The sequence below is a fragment of the Vagococcus allomyrinae genome, from assembly GCF_017829975.1.
GTDB classification, from domain to species: Bacteria; Bacillota; Bacilli; order Lactobacillales; family Vagococcaceae; genus Vagococcus_D; species Vagococcus_D allomyrinae.
Genome location: NZ_JAEEGA010000009.1, coordinates 171,430 through 188,180, shown reverse-complemented (window position 1 = coordinate 188,180; position 16,751 = coordinate 171,430). Strand labels below are relative to the sequence as shown.

At 40.5% G+C, this 16,751-nt stretch carries 16 protein-coding genes; 1 reads left to right on the top strand and 15 read right to left on the bottom strand.

Features of this window, described 5'->3' with window-relative positions:
- Nucleotides 1–97: 97 nt before the first annotated feature.
- The gene (locus I6N95_RS14715) at nucleotides 98–748 is read left to right on the top strand and encodes a GPP34 family phosphoprotein (protein ID WP_209529284.1); all 651 of its coding nucleotides are present in this window, start codon (nucleotides 98–100) and stop codon (nucleotides 746–748) included.
- An 89-nt stretch (nucleotides 749–837) separates the two neighbouring features.
- Here the strand turns inward: I6N95_RS14715 and I6N95_RS14710 are convergent, their stop codons facing one another.
- The 15 genes from I6N95_RS14710 to I6N95_RS14640 form a co-directional block, all read right to left on the bottom strand.
- Complete coding sequence (locus I6N95_RS14710; RefSeq protein ID WP_209529282.1) at nucleotides 838–1,764, bottom strand: prenyltransferase/squalene oxidase repeat-containing protein; 927 nt, start codon at nucleotides 1,762–1,764, stop codon at nucleotides 838–840.
- Nucleotides 1,765–2,152: 388 nt separating this feature from the next.
- Complete coding sequence (arr, locus tag I6N95_RS14705) at nucleotides 2,153–2,566, bottom strand: NAD(+)--rifampin ADP-ribosyltransferase (RefSeq protein ID WP_209529281.1); 414 nt, start codon at nucleotides 2,564–2,566, stop codon at nucleotides 2,153–2,155.
- A 186-nt stretch (nucleotides 2,567–2,752) separates the two neighbouring features.
- Entirely contained in the window at nucleotides 2,753–3,595 is an 843-nt protein-coding gene (locus tag I6N95_RS14700) for a PRD domain-containing protein (protein ID WP_209529279.1), read from the bottom strand.
- 36 nt (nucleotides 3,596–3,631) lie between these two features.
- Nucleotides 3,632–4,348, bottom strand: coding sequence for a glucosamine-6-phosphate deaminase (locus I6N95_RS14695; protein WP_209529277.1), 717 nt, complete (start codon nucleotides 4,346–4,348; stop codon nucleotides 3,632–3,634).
- Nucleotides 4,349–4,369: 21 nt separating this feature from the next.
- Nucleotides 4,370–6,220, bottom strand: a complete 1,851-nt coding sequence (locus I6N95_RS14690; RefSeq protein ID WP_209529275.1) for a glucose PTS transporter subunit IIA — start codon at nucleotides 6,218–6,220, stop codon at nucleotides 4,370–4,372.
- A 930-nt stretch (nucleotides 6,221–7,150) separates the two neighbouring features.
- Nucleotides 7,151–7,702 (bottom strand): DUF4428 domain-containing protein, encoded by a 552-nt coding sequence (locus tag I6N95_RS14685; RefSeq protein ID WP_209529273.1) that lies wholly within the window; start codon nucleotides 7,700–7,702, stop codon nucleotides 7,151–7,153.
- Nucleotides 7,699–9,168, bottom strand: coding sequence for a xylulokinase (locus I6N95_RS14680; RefSeq protein ID WP_209529271.1), 1,470 nt, complete (start codon nucleotides 9,166–9,168; stop codon nucleotides 7,699–7,701). Before I6N95_RS14680 ends, I6N95_RS14685 begins: the two co-directional genes overlap by 4 nt.
- A 21-nt stretch (nucleotides 9,169–9,189) precedes the next feature.
- Entirely contained in the window at nucleotides 9,190–10,233 is a 1,044-nt protein-coding gene (locus I6N95_RS14675; RefSeq protein ID WP_209529269.1) for a zinc-dependent alcohol dehydrogenase, read from the bottom strand.
- A gap of 21 nt (nucleotides 10,234–10,254) precedes the next feature.
- On the bottom strand, nucleotides 10,255–11,091 hold the full coding sequence (locus I6N95_RS14670) for a PTS system mannose/fructose/sorbose family transporter subunit IID (RefSeq protein ID WP_209529267.1): 837 nt from the start codon (nucleotides 11,089–11,091) through the stop codon (nucleotides 10,255–10,257).
- Nucleotides 11,078–11,842 carry a PTS mannose/fructose/sorbose/N-acetylgalactosamine transporter subunit IIC gene (locus I6N95_RS14665; protein WP_209529266.1) on the bottom strand — a complete coding sequence of 255 codons (765 nt, stop codon included), beginning with the start codon at nucleotides 11,840–11,842 and terminating at the stop codon, nucleotides 11,078–11,080. Before I6N95_RS14665 ends, I6N95_RS14670 begins: the two co-directional genes overlap by 14 nt.
- Nucleotides 11,843–11,853: 11 nt before the next feature.
- Nucleotides 11,854–12,330, bottom strand: a complete 477-nt coding sequence (locus I6N95_RS14660) for a PTS sugar transporter subunit IIB (RefSeq protein ID WP_209529264.1) — start codon at nucleotides 12,328–12,330, stop codon at nucleotides 11,854–11,856.
- A 17-nt stretch (nucleotides 12,331–12,347) separates the two neighbouring features.
- On the bottom strand, nucleotides 12,348–12,758 hold the full coding sequence (locus I6N95_RS14655; protein ID WP_209529262.1) for a PTS sugar transporter subunit IIA: 411 nt from the start codon (nucleotides 12,756–12,758) through the stop codon (nucleotides 12,348–12,350).
- A 51-nt stretch (nucleotides 12,759–12,809) separates the two neighbouring features.
- Nucleotides 12,810–14,723, bottom strand: coding sequence for a BglG family transcription antiterminator (locus I6N95_RS14650; protein ID WP_209529260.1), 1,914 nt, complete (start codon nucleotides 14,721–14,723; stop codon nucleotides 12,810–12,812).
- Between the two features lie 17 nt (nucleotides 14,724–14,740).
- A complete protein-coding gene (locus tag I6N95_RS14645; protein ID WP_209529258.1) occupies nucleotides 14,741–15,577 on the bottom strand; it encodes a class II aldolase in 837 nt (278 codons plus the stop codon).
- Nucleotides 15,578–15,899: 322 nt separating this feature from the next.
- On the bottom strand, nucleotides 15,900–16,733 hold the full coding sequence (locus tag I6N95_RS14640; protein ID WP_209529256.1) for a helix-turn-helix domain-containing protein: 834 nt from the start codon (nucleotides 16,731–16,733) through the stop codon (nucleotides 15,900–15,902).
- Between the last annotated feature and the right edge of the window lie 18 nt (nucleotides 16,734–16,751).

The window sequence follows — 16,751 nt, the reverse complement described above, 5'->3', positions numbered from 1 at the left end:
ATTTCAAAACTGTAAGGGATCGTCATTTGATTCGATGTTTTGCTTCAGCATTTCTTGATATAGTTAATTTATCAAGAAAGCACAGGAGGAATACATTATGACAAATCTTTCAATTACTCAACAATACTTTATACTTGCACTCGGACATGATAAAAAGGAGACGTTCTCCACTAGTTCAGAAAAAGGCATTTGCTTTATTGCCAGCCAACTATTGGAGTTAACCGCCGATAGCACGATCACCTTTGATTCTAAAAATCGAATCGTCACTACCCAATCCTTACCAGCAAACAAAGAGTATCTGACCATTGTTTACGAGTTCATCAAAAAAAAGGAACCTGTTAAATTAGCTACCATTACCGATTATTTTGTCACAAGTTTTAAAAACAACCTTACGCCTGCCTTTCAACTTGTGGGAACGTCACTAATGTCTGACGGTTATGTCCAAAAACGGGCGAAAAAGCAACTTTTAGGACTATCGGATGTTTATGAAGTAACCGAATCTGCCTTAACTCACGCAACAAACAATCTAAATGATATCATTACGATTCCTCATGACTGTACCGATGAACAGCTTGCCTTGATCACTTTGTTGGAAAAGGGCAAGATACTAAAAAAATATGTAAGTAAGCATACTCGTTCTCAGGCAAAACAGCTAATAGATGACTCCAAGAACACCATGGAAGAATCGCTGATCCGTAAGATGATGGATCGGATGGATAGCGTTATGGCTACCATCATCAGTGTCTAGATGACATTTCTCAAATAACCGCTTGCCCTCAGTCTCCTTGCTGAGGGCATTTTTTGACTAACGAAATAATGCCCTAAAAGTTGGAACTGTTAAATTCGTTCAAGTCCTTGAAGATACAGGAGGTTCTCAATTATAAAACGAGACTGTGACCAAAGGATACTTATGGCAAATTCGCTGGGATACTGGCCCCACGACCAAGTGATGGGCCAAGCACCGCTTTCTTCTTGTGTCTTCAAGATAAGTTCGCATTCGTATTCGGCCAATTGCTGGTTATCTGAATAAAACAAACTTTTTTTGGTGTTAAAAAACTGCGATGGTTTTGCTACATAGTTGGACCACTTGGTGACATCTTTTTCAATCCCATCGCGGACAGCTCGTTGCACATAGCTCTTCAGCGACTCCAGATCTATCTCATTTGTTAAATTATCTGTGCCTTCAAGAAAGTCCAATAAGCTACAAAAACAGCTGATTTCGTGCATCTCTATATTGCCATTCTCTTTAAGCTTTCTGATTACTTGCTGCACAATTCTGATCGCTTTCTGATAGAGCGGTGATGAATGATCCTCTGTTCTAATGATAAACCCAACCAGTATAGCTGTCGGATTATATCCTACCTCGCCATAAAATCCCATTTCAGTTTCCTTTGAATATCCCCACCAATTGGCGTGAGGGGCATCATTATTAGTAGGAATTTTTAGGAACCAGCCATTCTCCATTTGAAAGGGAGTCTTGGCTAAATAAGTCAATATGCCCCTAATCATGTCATCTGAAGAATCAAAAAAGTCAATCTCCTTCAGCAGACCTATAGCGGTAGAGGTCGCTAATGGAGAGGAATTGACGTTCCACAGGTCTGGCTCCAAGCCATGGCCAAATCCACCATCCGGATTTTGATAATAACTCAGTGCTTTCAGCACCTCTTGCCGATCCCCTTTTTCAAAATGATAACGCCAGATTGCTAAATCCACGGGTCTGGCATTTCTATAGATAAACTGTCTAGCCTTGTCCACTGTCTTCAATTATTGTTACCTCCTCATATTTTGATAAGATTCCATCCACTTAACTGATTAATGGTTTCCGATAATAGTTCGTAACAAGCCTCTGAATATTTCTTTGTTCCTGAGAGAAGGCAACAACTACCGCGTTTTGAATATATTGTAATATTTCAAAAAAGACTTTCTACTCTGTTGCCATTTTAATTTACAATAATTATAAACTAAAATAGAGCTTAGCTCTACATTTTTTGAATAAAAAAAGGAAAACAGAAAGGGCGAGATCTTTACATTGCCCTAATTGCTATTTACCACACAACAAAAAAACTACTTTACGTTAGATTTATCATCAGCAAAGTAGTCTTTTTAAATTAATGATCGTCTATACTAAAAAAAATCAGTTTAAGTAGAGAATTTAATCCAATATTTCCGCAGTTCCCGCTTTTCGCAACTGCTCCAGATTAGCAAGCATTTGATTGATAACCTCATCAGAATGCCTCTCCCAAGTAGCAAGCTCGGCAACAATTTTCAATGGTTTCTGACTCCGAAAAGAACGCGTCGGGTTGCCGGGAAATCGTTTATCTGTCAAGTTGGGATCATTCTCAAATTCACCCAAAGGCTCCACTACATAGATACGCTCTGCCCCATCTCCTACGGCTAGTTCTGCTCCCCATTTGGCTGCTTCCAATGTGCCTGTGAAGTACACATAGTTAGAAATTCTTCCCGTTTCGAAATTTGAATGGTACTTAGGCGTCAACTCTTCGCCCACCTTTAACTGGGCTTTTGTCCCGTGAAAAAAAGGGCCTTGATCAATTATCTCTGTTGTCATCTTGCTTGCTCCTCTCCCGTCCTGCCTTCAATTATAACAGCTAACCGATTCTTTTTATCTTTCTAACACTTATGAGTCTATTTTTACTGTAAACCGCCTTGTCTTTAGTTAAACAGCACACTGAAAGAAGAGTTATCAAGGCAAATTGATAACTCTTCTTTCTTTTACACAGATACATTGCCTTTCCTAGTCAGAGCTTATCAATCGCCTGATATGTAAGGTTAAGTAGACTTGCTCCCCAATAGTCGGTTCCATTTGCTTGATTTCTTTTAAATACACCATGATTTTTTCAGAACAAGTGAACTCTTCTTGATAGCTTTGAATAATCAAACGCATTAAATGGTCATCGTCAAATCCAGAAGATTGTCCTTTTACCTGACGAATTAAAAAATATTGAACATGGGTAATAAAACGCGAAAAATTAACCGACGATTGATCGATTTCCACCTGAAAATGATATTGAATAATAGCGATCATTTTGGAAATAATTTCTGTAAAATTTTGCGCTTGCTCGATCGATTGCATGGATTGCTGTTGGGCTAGAAAATGCAACGCAATCGCTGTTGCTTCTTCTTTGTTAAGCTTGACATTTTGCTCTTGTTCAATAATTTCCAATGCCCGCCTCCCCACAGCCGTTTCTTCAGGATAGAGCTCCTTAATATCCCAATGCAATGGATTGACAATCGCCATTCCTTGGGCCACTCGCTGAATAGCAGAATCCACGTGATCGGCCAAGGAAAACAGTAAGCTTAGACTAAACGCCTGCTCCAGATGCCTTTCAGCTTCTCTCAAAATAGTCTCGCAAGTATAAACAACTGAAAGTGGCACACTGTCTATCATCATCGCAATTTTTTTGATGTCACTTTCCCCATCATCTTTTAAGACATAAGTTCGTTCAATCTTTGAATCTTTCACTCGATCTCCGGGATAGGCCAGATAGCCTATCCCGTTCCCCATTACAATCAGATTGTTCCCTTGATGATCGGTTACTTGGACCACATTATTATTCAGTCTCTTTTTCACGTACATCTGTATCCCCCCTGTAGCACCAACACCCACACTTTTTTACAATAAAGCTGCCGCCTCTTCGTCAATAATCACCGTTAAATGAGGATGGGTAGTTAAAAGAGAAGCTGGAAATGCCTCACTCACCCCTCCTTGAACTAAACGTTTAATAGCCTCTGCCTTATGAGAGCCCGTTGCGAATAAGACTATCTGCCTAGCAGCCATCACGCTTTTTGGCCCCATTGTCACATAGAAATTAGGTCGTTTCTCAGGTATTCCGCCAACTTCTTGTAAAAGAATCTCCTTCATTTCTGGTGTGGCATCTTCATAAACGACCGCTGTTTCATCACCAAATGCAGTGGTTCCTGGCAAATTCCCACAATAATGACCATCGGCGCCTAAGCCCAGTAAAATCATATCTAAACCACCATCGGCTTTGATTCGCTGGTCCTGCGTGGCATAATTATCACCAGTCAACACATGAATATTCTGTTGCGCAATCTTTGCTGGAGAAAAGAACATTCGATCCAGATTTTTCATAGTGACGCCGTACCCGGTTTCGCCAACAAAAGGAATTTCATCAAAGTTATAGAAATGGACATTGTCAAAATAACGTCTCTCTTTGACTTGTAGTACGAGTAGCTCATACATTCTAATCGGCGTGCTTCCTGCGGTAATTGCGAGATTAACTCGCTGTTCCTTGTACATATATCCTAACACATGCTGGGCCGCTACTGTACTCATTTCTTCATAGTTCTTAGTAATAATTAGTTTCATTTTACTTTTTCCTCTTTTCTCTTAGTGAATTATTTTTAATAATGCTTGACCTGAACTAATGTCTTGATTAGTTGGTACCTCTAAAATACTTAAATGTTTATCGCTGTTGGTTACTGCTAAAATCACCACATCGTCATAATCGGCTTCACGGATTGCTTTTTGATCAAATGTTAATAGCAGTTCACCTTGTTGAACTTTTTGCCCTTGCCTTACATGGCTGACGAAAGGAGCCCCCTGAAGTTGAACGGTATCAAGACCCACATGTATTAAAAGTTCAACCTCCCCTTTACTTGATGCTAATCCGATCGCATGTTTTGTCTGAAACAATGCTTGAACGGTTCCATCAAAAGGTGCCACAATCTTTCCTGAAGACGATTCGATGGCAAGTGTTTTACCTAAAACGCTTTTCCCAAACGTATCATCCGACAAACTTTCAAGTTCTCTGATGCGCCCCTCAGTTGGTGATGCAATCGTGACCGCTGCTTCCTTTTTTTCTACGGTTATCTCTTGACTCGTCGCTGACGTCTCTGTATCAGTTGATTTTTTTAAGAACAACTGAAAAGCCAGATAGAGTATAACTGTGGCCACAATCGTCACGATAAGACCAATGACCACACCACTAAATCCTGCTCCCATAAATGACGGGATGGACAAAACCCCTGGCATCACAAAAGCATACCCTCGTCCCCCCAACATCGCTGTGACGGCAGCACCAATTCCTCCCCCTAAACAAGCGGCAAACATGGCCTCTTTCTGTTTAGATAGGACGCCATAGAGAGCTGGTTCAGTGATGCCGATATAGCCTGGAATCACAGCAGATAAAGCTATTTGTTTATCCGCTGAATCTTTGGCTCTAAAATAAGCAACCAGTGCAGCAGTGGCTTGTGCAAAAGTACTCATCAATACCATGGCACTCAATTGAGAGGCACCAAAACTAGCAAGTTCCTGTTGAAAAATAGGATTCATGGCGTGATGCATGCCACCTAATACTAGAATTGGTCGCGAAGCCCCAACAATTAAGCCTGCCAACCAAGGTGAAAACGTAATTAGGGCTTTGACCCCAATGGCCACATATTCTCCTATGTAATACCCCAGTGGCGCTAACACTAACATCGCTATCGGAGCAGCGACTATTAAGCTAAACAACGGTGAGAACACCATACTTACCATTTCTGGAATGACACGATTAAAAAAGTCACTGATATATTTTAATAATAACACCGATAAAATAATCGGTAAAACGGAAGAACTGTAATCCACTACAGCAATTGGCAAAACCCCAAAAAGCTTAATAAAAGACTGTCCATCTGCCAATGCCATGGGATACATCAATACCCCAGCCATTGTCAATGCCATGAATTCATTGGTCTTAAAACGTTTTGCTGAACTAACGGCTAGAAGAAAAGGGAAAAAGTAAAACATGGTGTCAGATAACATGTTAAAAAAGATTGCTGTATCACTGGCACCGTCAATCCAACCGAAATTGACGAACATAAACATAAAACCTTTTAGCATTCCCCCAGCAATAACAGGAGGTAGGGCTGGCGTCAAAATGGCTGATAAGGTATTAATTAAACGACTCATGACCCCTTCTTTCGGTTGATTCGATTTTTGAGTGGTCACCGACAAGCTTACCAGCTTGCCAAATTCCTGAGCAACATTACTCACCTTCCCTCCCAAAATAACTTGATACTGTCCCGATTTAAATTGACTCCCTAATACACTAGGCGTTCGATCGATTTGTTCCTTGTCCACCACATCAAGGTTCTTCAAATTAAATCGCAGACGTGTGACACAATTAGTGTAATCAATAATATTTTCTTCACCACCAATTGCCTTCAAAATTAATAAAGCTAACTCTCGATTTGTCATGATATCCTCCTTTTACTAATGGGTCCGACCTTCAACTCTTAGCGATTTAGCTCTTAGAAGTTGATGTGATCGTAATGTTAATGTAGACTCCGCTATTGGTAAGTGCTCTTCGATGTCCCTTGCTTCTACGCATTAAAATGCTAGAACAACGGCTAAAGCACTAACCATAGAGGGCCTCCTTTTACTAATGGGTCCGACCTTCAACTCTTAGCGCTTTAGCTCTTAGAAGTTGATGTGATCGTAATGTTAATGAAGTCTCTGCTATCGGTAAGTGCTACTGTCTTTCTTTGAGTGTTAGCTCTTAGAAGTGGGGGGGGGGGACGTATAGCACTAGTCACTAGGAACCTATTTTTGAGCGCAAAAAAAGGCCCAAAATACAAGGCACACTAAATATGCACTGTATTTTAGGTCTTGCCAGCTTTACCCGTAACAAATCCGAACTATTTAATTCCTTTGTTACCTACAATTTAACATATGTCGAAAGCGTTGTCAAAGACTTTTTAGTGGTTTCTATATTTTCTCGACATTATTCTTCGCCTGCCTTAGTTGCCCTGAGTACACGTATTATTCAATATAGATAGTTCCTATTAAATAATCCTTCTTTACCGTTAAACTTGCGGCTAGTAAAAAGCTGAAAGTGCCACTCTTGAGGTCTGATTATTTAACATGATATATATAGTCACTTTTTTTTAATCGATTCGTCTTCTTTTTATAGAATCTCTTTCACAGCTTCTTCAAATAATTTGCTTAGTATATAAGTATACCAACAAACACCTCCCAACAAACTTTTTTCATGAAAAACCTCCTGCCTCCAGTTTACCGACTGGGGGCTATTCTTTTGAAAAAAATACTGAGATCGTGATCAAAAAACGACGACTATCTCAGTATTTTTTAGCAATCAATTTAATCATACTACTGACTAAGCTGTAGCTATTTTACGATACGGTCACTTTCTTTCACTCGTTCATTTGTGTTAGCCAGTTCTTGCACTATTTTCTCAGCTAAGCCTCTCATGGTTTGGTAGGGAAGGCTGTCACAAGCAATTGGCTTTTTCAACAACCATATTTCCCGCTTAAGTTGCGAATCGACAAATTCGATGAGGACCTTGATAGTTCCCAGAACCTTGTCATCTTTTTTTGTTTTCACTTCTATTTTTTTACAGTTCTTCACATCAGATAAAGAATAATATTCTGGCCCTAAGGCTGAATGAGCGTAGTTGGGATGATTGGGTAAACATATCAACTGGCGCAGATCATCAAATAAAATGAACTGGTTTATTCGACGCGTGATATCGAAAGCCGCTTGATGTTCTTCTGCTTGAGCAGCTGTGTATATCCTCAATAATTCCGCCTCGTTTTTATCTGTAATAATTTGTGTAAAATTAAGGCTGACAACTTCGTAACACTTTTTACAGACACATCCATTTTGACATTTGAACTTAAAAAATCTCACTGGGCGATCGCAAATCAAACAAGATGTCATGGTGCTACCTCCTTTGTATAAGAGAGCATGGCCTCAACTAATTTTAAATAGCGTTGATAGCTCACTTCATATCGTTTTACTAATGCTTCTGTAGGTTCTATCATCACATGGCTCTTTCCATAGGCCAAAAACTCTCCTTCGACACCCAAAATTGCCAGGATAGCTGCTCCATAGACGGCATCTTGTGACTCCTTGACTTGCTTCATCGGGCAATTAAAGATATTAGCCAATATTTGTCCCCACAGTTCACTTTTCGCACCTCCACCTACAAGAGTAAAATAATCTGGTGGGGCTTCATTTTTCATGACTGCAAATAACTGCTTTAAACCAAAGCCAACCCCTTCAAGCAATGCCTGATAAATTTCTGCTCGAGTGGTTTCTAGACTAAGTCCTACAAAGGCACCTCGAAGTGAGGGATTGGCGAACAATATTTTTTCCCCTTTCAAATGAGGGAAAAAGATCACCTTATTGATGCCTAGAGCTCCTTGTGAAATGGCTTTTTGCTCTGATTGATAATCAGTGGTCTTTAAAATATCTGCCAACCACCAGCTATTAGTATTAGCACCTGATTGTACGGTCCCTTGTGTGAGAATTTGATGATCTTCAGGCCTAATTTTGACTACGACATTTTTACCAACTGGTTTTAACTTCATCCGATTATTTGGAACTGCCACAACACCAGATGTACCTAAAGACAATAAGGGTTGTTCATTGGCAAAGCTTCCCGAGGCTAAGGCGGCCGCCACATTATCTCCCGTGCCAGCTGTTACAGGTATAGCGACGGATATGCCTAATTCCTTTTGAACGGCTGGCGTTAACCTTCCCACCAATTGAGAACTGGCATTAATGGGGGGGAAAAGTGAGGGGCTTAACCCAAATAACGTTTGGACCGCTGATGACCACCTCTCCGCTTCAACATCATACATTGACGTTGTGGAAGCGTCACAATGATCGGTGGAAATCGCCCCAGTTAGTTTCATCACAATGTAGTCTTTCGCGATTAAGAAATGACTCAATTGAGCAAATGACTCCGGTTCATTTTGCTTCATCCACAACACATTTGCTAAGGGACTTCCCGTTGAGACGATTTTAGCCAATGAGGTCGTCTGTTTACTTTGGGCTAACTCAGATTTTATTTGAGGAATCAATTCCTTGGTTCGCATATCATTCCACATAATTGCCGGTCGAATGGATTGCATTTTTCCATCAATAAAGGCTGTCGTATGCATTTGTCCAGTTAGCCCAATTCCAGCAATCTCTTGTGGAGGAAATTGGGAGAGAATCTCTTTTATTCCCTCCATGACAATGATGATCCACTGATCCGGCTCAATTTCCGACCAACCTTTTCGTGGTGTTACGTATGTATAAGCCTTTTGAAAAGATAAGAGGGACCTTAGTTGATTCGTGACAACAGCAAATTTAATTGAAGAGGTGCCAATATCTATCCCAATGTATTTCTGACGCATGTCACTCATCCTCTCTTACTGTTAATCAAAGGTTATCACCGTTTTGAATGTTTCTGCTCGAGCAGCATACTCAAAAGCCGCCACCGCTTCTCGGTAGTCAAAGGTTTGGTCCAACAGTGGTTGAACGTCGACGATCCCTTTGGCAATTAGTTGAACTGCCTGATAAAAAGTTCTGATAGTTGGACTGACTGTTCCTGTCACCACTTTTTCCAAAGAATGAAGAGCCCCCATATCTGTTAAGACTGACTCATTGGGATGCATGGAACTAAAGAGATAGGTTTGACCCCCACTACTCGTAAAAGCCATGGCCTGTATGGCCAATTTAGGATGAGCAGTTGTATTGAAGACCACATCTGCCCCTCTTCCTTGGGTGTTTTCCTTCAGAAATTCAATGGGATCGCCAACGGTTGGGTCAAACGTAAGATCTGCCCCTAATTGTTGGCCTAAGCGGCGACGCTCTGGATTTGGTTCACTTAAAATAACACGGGTCCCCTGTAGCTTAGCCAACATAACGTGCATCAATCCCATCACACCGCCCCCCATGACCAAAACATCTTGTCCTAAAAGCAGTTTTGCTCGCTCCACACTATTAACAACACAGGCTAAAGGTTCTGTAAAGGAACTGGTGATAAAAGAAAGCTCTTGCGGGTATTTATATAAATCTTGACTTTTAACAGCCATAAACTCTGCCATTCCGAAAAAACCAGATAGACCTTCCGTATTTTTAAAAGTAGGGCTGGTATAAATGTGCACGCACAAGTTTTCTCTGCCTGTTTTGCAATAATGACATTCGCCACAAGCCGGGATGATGTACTTGACAACATGGTCTCCTACCTGAAAATGAGCTGGGTTAACCTCAACTCCCACTTCAACAATCTCCCCACTAAATTCGTGACCACCGACCCGCGGATAAGACCACTTTGTCTCTCCTAGATAGTCACGAACATCGTTAGTACAAAGGCCGTTAGCCCGTATTTTAACCAATACCTCGTCGGCTCTTATGACGGGCAGTGGTAATTCTTGAATCTCAATTGTTTTCACGTCAGTAATGACAATTGCTTTCATCTTACGTTCTCCTCTCTCAATTTAGGCGCCTAAAATACCAAATAAGCCGCCAATAATCCCGATGACAATGATCGCTCCAATTACTTTCAGAGAAGACCACCCTTTTTTCATTAAAAAGTAGACTAGCATGGTAAAAGCAAACGGTAAAATATTAGGAATGACCTTATCCAAGAATTGCTCCTGGATCTTAAACGTTGTGGTAGAGCTGACTATTTCCAAAGCCACGTGCATCTTGACGTAGTTCGAAATCAAGCCTCCCATCACCATACATCCCATAACTTCAGCACCTAACAAAATTTTATTTAAAATTCCCTTTTCAAGGAAATCCATAATCGCTTCTGCCCCTGCTCGATAGCCAAACATAAAGTTGGCGTAGCTCATACTCCAAGCAATGGCAATCATTGTGACAGCGAAAATAATTGACCCCCAAATCGTTCCTTTTAAAGTTAAGTCTATGCAGATTGCCAACAAAATAGGAATTAATACACCTTGGAAAATGGTATCGCCGATGCCTGATAAAGGCCCCATCAGAGAGGTTTTTAAGCTAGTAATAAATTCATCGGGTATTTCTTTGCCTTTGGCTTTTTGCTCCTCTAAGGCGATAATCATGCCAATGATACACGAACCAAATTCAATATGGACATTAAAAAATTCGATTTCCCGTTTCATCATGGCTTTCTTCTTTTCGGGTTCGTCGTGATACAGACGTTTCGCAATAGGAACAAAAACGTGGGCGACAGCCTGTCCCATCATCCGTTCGTAGTTGTAGCAGGTCTGAGGCAAGTTTTCCCAAATCAACCATGAACGAACGAGATCTTTTTTGCGAATGACGCTTTCTTCCGGTTTATTCGTACTCATAGTGATCTTCCTCCTCTTGTTTATTTCCTTTTAACTGCACGTAAACAACGGCAACTAAACCAGCTATAATGCCTAACGGTAATAAATCAAGACCAGAATAGACTGCCAAGATAAAGCCTAAAAATAAGAAGACTTTGGCTTCCCCTTTAAAAATGTATTGCAAGGTAATCGCTACCCCTAGCGCTGGCATCAAGCCACCGATAACAGTGAAGATGGTTAGCACATTGCCGCTTAAGGCCTCGATTAAACCAGAAATGTAGCTGGCGCCAAAATAAGCAGCTAAGCCACACGGAATCACCGTTATTAAGGCTGTCAAAAGCTGTGGGTACAAGACATTAGCCCGCCAAATTTTGCTGTATTCTCCTTTTTCAATGTAGCTATCAGCTACGTGAACAAAGATCGAACCAAAGGTCATGCGGGCATACCAGACAAAGGTTCCCAGTAAACCAATCGGCACCGCAACCGACAAAGCGGTTTGAGCATCGAGTCCGCCAGTAATAGCGAAGGCGGTTCCAAGAATTCCCGCCAATGCCATATCCGCTGGCATACTGCCACCAGCAGAGATGAACCCTAGATAAACCAAATTAATCGTCGCCCCTGTCATAGCTCCCATCAATGGATCGCCTAAGACAATCCCAGTAATAAAGCCACAGACTAAGGGACGTTGAAGGGTCCAAAGGCCAACAAAGGGCAAATTGCCAATGGCAAAAAAGTAAATCAGACCACATAAAAATGCTTGAAAAATTGTCATGTTCCTTCCTCCTAAAGTAGATTCGTGATTTCTATTAAACGCTGCTCCGGTACCAACTGATAAAAGACATGAATCCCTTTATCAACCATCTTGCGAATAGCAGCAATTTCTGCTTCATCACAGGCCACATTCTTGATAAAGGTTTGACGTTCTCCCCTGATTCCCATGCCCCCTAAGTTCACTTGCGGTAATTCGATTCCTCCTTCAACTAATTTGGCATAAGTGATAGGGGTTTTAGTGAGTAACAGAACTCGTTCTTTTTCGTTATAAGTTTTACTCAATTCAGCAATACCTTCCTCTGTCGTATAGGCATCCACTCTGACTCCTGTTGGTGCCAAAGCCTTTAATACTCGCTTTTGAAAGGTATCTAGGGCTACTACATCATCAATGATGATGATGTGATTGATGCTGTAAGTAGGTGCCCAAGCAGTCACAACTTCTCCATGAATGAGGCGATCATCAACTCGTGCAAAAATAATATTTTTCATCCTTAGTTCCTCTTTTCTTAGTCTGTTAATTCTTGTTCTAAATATTTGTTAACGTCGACAATCATCGTGGGAATCTGCTTTGGCAACTTTGTCCTCAGTTCTTCAATGGATTGCCCTCCCGCTCTCGTCATCAGGGTCTCTAGAACAAGGGCTAAGTTCATTCCGGTCATGTGGTAGATAGGAAAGTCACCCATCAAAGATACTGCCGCATTAAAAGGGCTGCCACTAAATAAATCAGTTAAACAGACAATCTCTTCCCCTTGTTCAAATTGGCTAAACGTCTGCTGTAACTTTTCCTTTAATTGATTGATATCATCTTTAGGATATAAACCAAAGGCTACCACCTTTTCCTGCTCACCTATGATCATCTGAGCACTTTCCAGCATACTCTTTGCCAGCTCACCATGTGAAATTAATACAATTTCCATCTACTCTTCCTCCTGTTATCCACCTGTTATTTATTCTATATTCCGCAGTTCTTAAATGTAGTCGTCCAACACTTGGCTTAACCTCAGCTGAAAATAATCAAAACTAGGATTTTTCAATAGGCTTTCAGCAAATCCTTTTTCTTGAATAATTTTGGCTAAATAATTCCAAAGTTGAAAGACTTTCGCATTATTTTTTTCGATCACCACCAGCATAACCAGCTGTACTTTGTTCTGATCCCGATCCCAGTCAATCATTTGATCCAATAAAGCCACTGACACAAAGGTCTCCACTGTAAAGGGATTAATGGGGTGTGGCAAGGCAATATGATTTCCAAAATAACTACTGCCGTGGTCTTCCCTCAATTGAATGGCAGTTAATAATTCCATTTCTGCCCCCTTGACCTGTTCTTTGGAAAGCTTGCTCAATTTGGTTAGGACGTCCTTTTTAGTAGCTAAATGACCATAGTAAAAGAGCTCTTTTTTAAATAAATTGACGATTTCCATTTTTCCTTTAAAGCCATCAATCGCTAATTTAATCTTTGAATATTCACTTTCGCTTGGAAAAAAGCTGATTAAGATTGCGCCTAAATTCTCTGTCAGTTTATTTTGATCGGTTGTAAACAGGACATCGTAATCTTCGATCGCAATTTCCGCTAATTCTGTGACATTTGCTAAAGTTAAGACTGATATTTCATTGGCAAACCACGTGACAAAGCGTTGACGCAATAGAATGCTTTCACTGCGTTTCAAACTGGTAATAATTAAGACTCGTTGTTTCCCGGTAATATTATTGTACTTGGCCAAATATTGATTAAAATAAATGGCCAGATATGCTATTTCGCCCTCTTCGATCTGTTTTCCGTAAAATTCTCGCAATAGCAAGGACATGTACACTGCGATGTCAAACGCTAAAGGAAAAGATTGCTTAATCTGATCCAGTAAACGATTTTCATTTTGCATGTCGTATTCCAAGCGAGTCATCAATGGCATCAGATGTAGGGCCAAAGCGATTCGCAAATCGATTTCTTGAGTGAAATCAATGTCAAACTTATCGTTAATTTCTCTAAGAGCCAATAAAATAAAATTATTCACTTCTTTAGATATATACCCGTTCTCCTCATAGTCACTTTTTCCTTTTAAATAAATGGCCAAGTTGTTTATTTCATCTTCTCGTATCAAAAAGTGCAAGCGATGGCTCAGTTTTTCAAAAATTTCTTTGGCCGCTCCGTATTCACTTGAAAATTCTTCTCCTAATTCTTTTCGATCATGTTGCAAGTAAAATCCTCGACCCATTCGTTTAATCGCCATATCAATATGGACAATTAAATTTTGAAAGACAGTATCAGAAATATGATGCTGTTGCTTCAATAAAACACCTACCAAGATCTTTTCGATTTCCTGGCGGTCGCTTTCTTGAGCTTGAATGCGATGTTCGTCAGTAATCAGTTCCAAGTTGCCTAACTTTACGAGACACCTACGCCGATCACTTTCATCCCCCGTTATTCTAATGCCCAATTTAGGTTTGCGCTCAATCTGCAGATTATATGATTGAACGTATTGATTAGCTTCATTCAAATCCAATGTAAGGGTCGAAACAGAAACAAATATCTTGTTCATTAAAAACTGACGACTTACATATTTTTTTTGATTTAAGAGTGTCACAATCAATTTGCGGACACGATCTGTTTGATCAATTAATTTCGAGACAATCGTGTCTCCACAAGCCTCCTTTATTCGATCGTCGAACTGAGACTGATCGAAAATCACGAGTTTACTTCCCTTTGATGCAGTGGAAATAAATTCCCCCCACTTATCTCCTTTGAAAAACTCTCGTATGTTTTTTATGTCCGATTGCACCGTCCTCATACTGACGTCAAATTTCTTCACTAAATCGTTGGCACTAAGGTACGATGGACTATTTTTTTCAAATTCTCTAACCATCTCTAACTGTCGCTGATTTAACACCTGTCATCCCCACTTTCCTAGCTCATATTAACCTCATTAATAATGGTCTTGACTCGTGCCGTGACATTGGCAATGGCATCCCCTGACAATGCCATCAGATCAAATGTCTTGTGATTTTTTTCGTAGGCTTGTCCAAAAGTACTGATAAAGGCTTGTCTTAAATCAGACCCGTAATTGACTTTGATGACATTGTGCCCCTTTGCCCGTCTCACCTGATCAAAAGGTATTCCCGATCCGCCATGGAGAACAAGTGGCACTGTCGACTCTTGGGCGATTTCTGCTAGCAAGGGAAAGTCCAAGTTAGGCGTTAAATCCATGCCGTGAACGTTGCCGATTGAAACAGCTAATAAATCACAACCCGTTTTTTCAACAAATTCAGCAACATCTGCCACCTTTGTTTTAGCGTCTGTTGCTAGCACATGATCGTCCTCTTTTCCTTGAATCGCTCCTAGCTCAGCTTCAACAGGTATGCCAAAAAAGTGACAATAGTCAACGGTTCGTTGAACCTCTTTAATATTCTCTTCAAAAGGCAAGTGAGAGGCATCAATCATAATTGAGGTAAACCCTGCGGCAATGCAAGCTTTTACATCTTCAAAACTTTTACCATGATCTAAATGCAAAGCGACAGGTGTCGAAGCAGTTGTCATTTCTGCTTTGACTAAATCGGCAATCATCTGAGGTGTTGACAATTTCAAGTTATTGGAGGAAATGGCGATATATCCGCCTAAATTCATGTTTTGATAGCCTCTAATAATCCCACTGGTCAACTCCAGGTTAGTTGTATTAAAAGCCGGCAAAACGATTCCTTTTGCCTTTCCGTATTCCATCAATTTAAAGCCATTCACTAATTCCATGTTCAATCCTTCTTTCTCTCTCTATCTACCTTTAGCATACAGGATTTTTCACAGCATGCGGCACGATGTTTTGCATGATTAATCATGCAAACAATCATCTGAGGGAGGTTGTCCCTGAGAGCTACTGGTCAAAACGGGGCCTATTAACTTTATCTCTTAAACTAAAAACCCCTCAGGCTAATTAGCCTGGGGGAATATAAACTCGAGTTTAATACTCATCGATCACTCTCTGCTTGTCACTGGATAACAATTGATAGAGCACTTCTACAAAAAAAACACCTTAAAACAAGCTATCTGCCTTGTTTTAAGGTATCTTCTCTGATCATTTGTCAATACTGTAAATCCGTTTAAAATGGGTCGGCGTTAAATTAGAAAAGGTTTTAAATTCTCTAATAAAATGCGATTGATCGTAATAATCATTGGCAAAAATAATATCAAACGTGATCTGGCTGTCCCTATCAGCGGATGTGGAACTGGCTAACAACAAACGAACCGAGTTTTGAAAACGAATGATATCATTGTATTTCTTCATTGTAAAACCGTGAACTTCTTTAAATTTTTGGCGGCAATGTCGCTCTGTATAACCTGACAATTGACACATTCGCTCAATTTTAATCAGTCCTTTCGCCCCACATATCAGAACTTCTGATTTCCCTACCAAGGAATTAGCCTCAGTGCTTTTCAACAAAAATTTTGTGGCGAAGGCTAACCATAGGTTGATTTTCTCTTTAAATGTCCGAGCCTCTGCTAATTGTTTTTCAATGTTCACCTGAGGAAATAACTGGCTGAACGACACTTCAGAATTTAATAAGCTTCCCCAGTTAAGCCCCAAGGATCGCATGCTGTCAACCGAATACGGTTTAAACCCAAAATATCGGGTATTGGCCTTTAGCTGTATGTGCGTTTCTTTTAGACGCGATCCTAATATGACACCTTTAGGACTAGGTCCTAACGAAAACAGAAAATCGACACAAGCATCTGGGATTAAAAGAGTGGCGTGTTCTTCCTCTCCTGAGTCAAATTGATAAAATAAGGCTTCGCCCTTAGGAACGTGACCATTCCACGTTTGAGTATGCTCTTGGTAGTTTGGCTTATTAATTAAGGCAGGTTGCAGAGGACTGATAATAGGTATCGTATCTGTTTCAAATCCTTCCATCTTCTTCCTCCTCCTTCG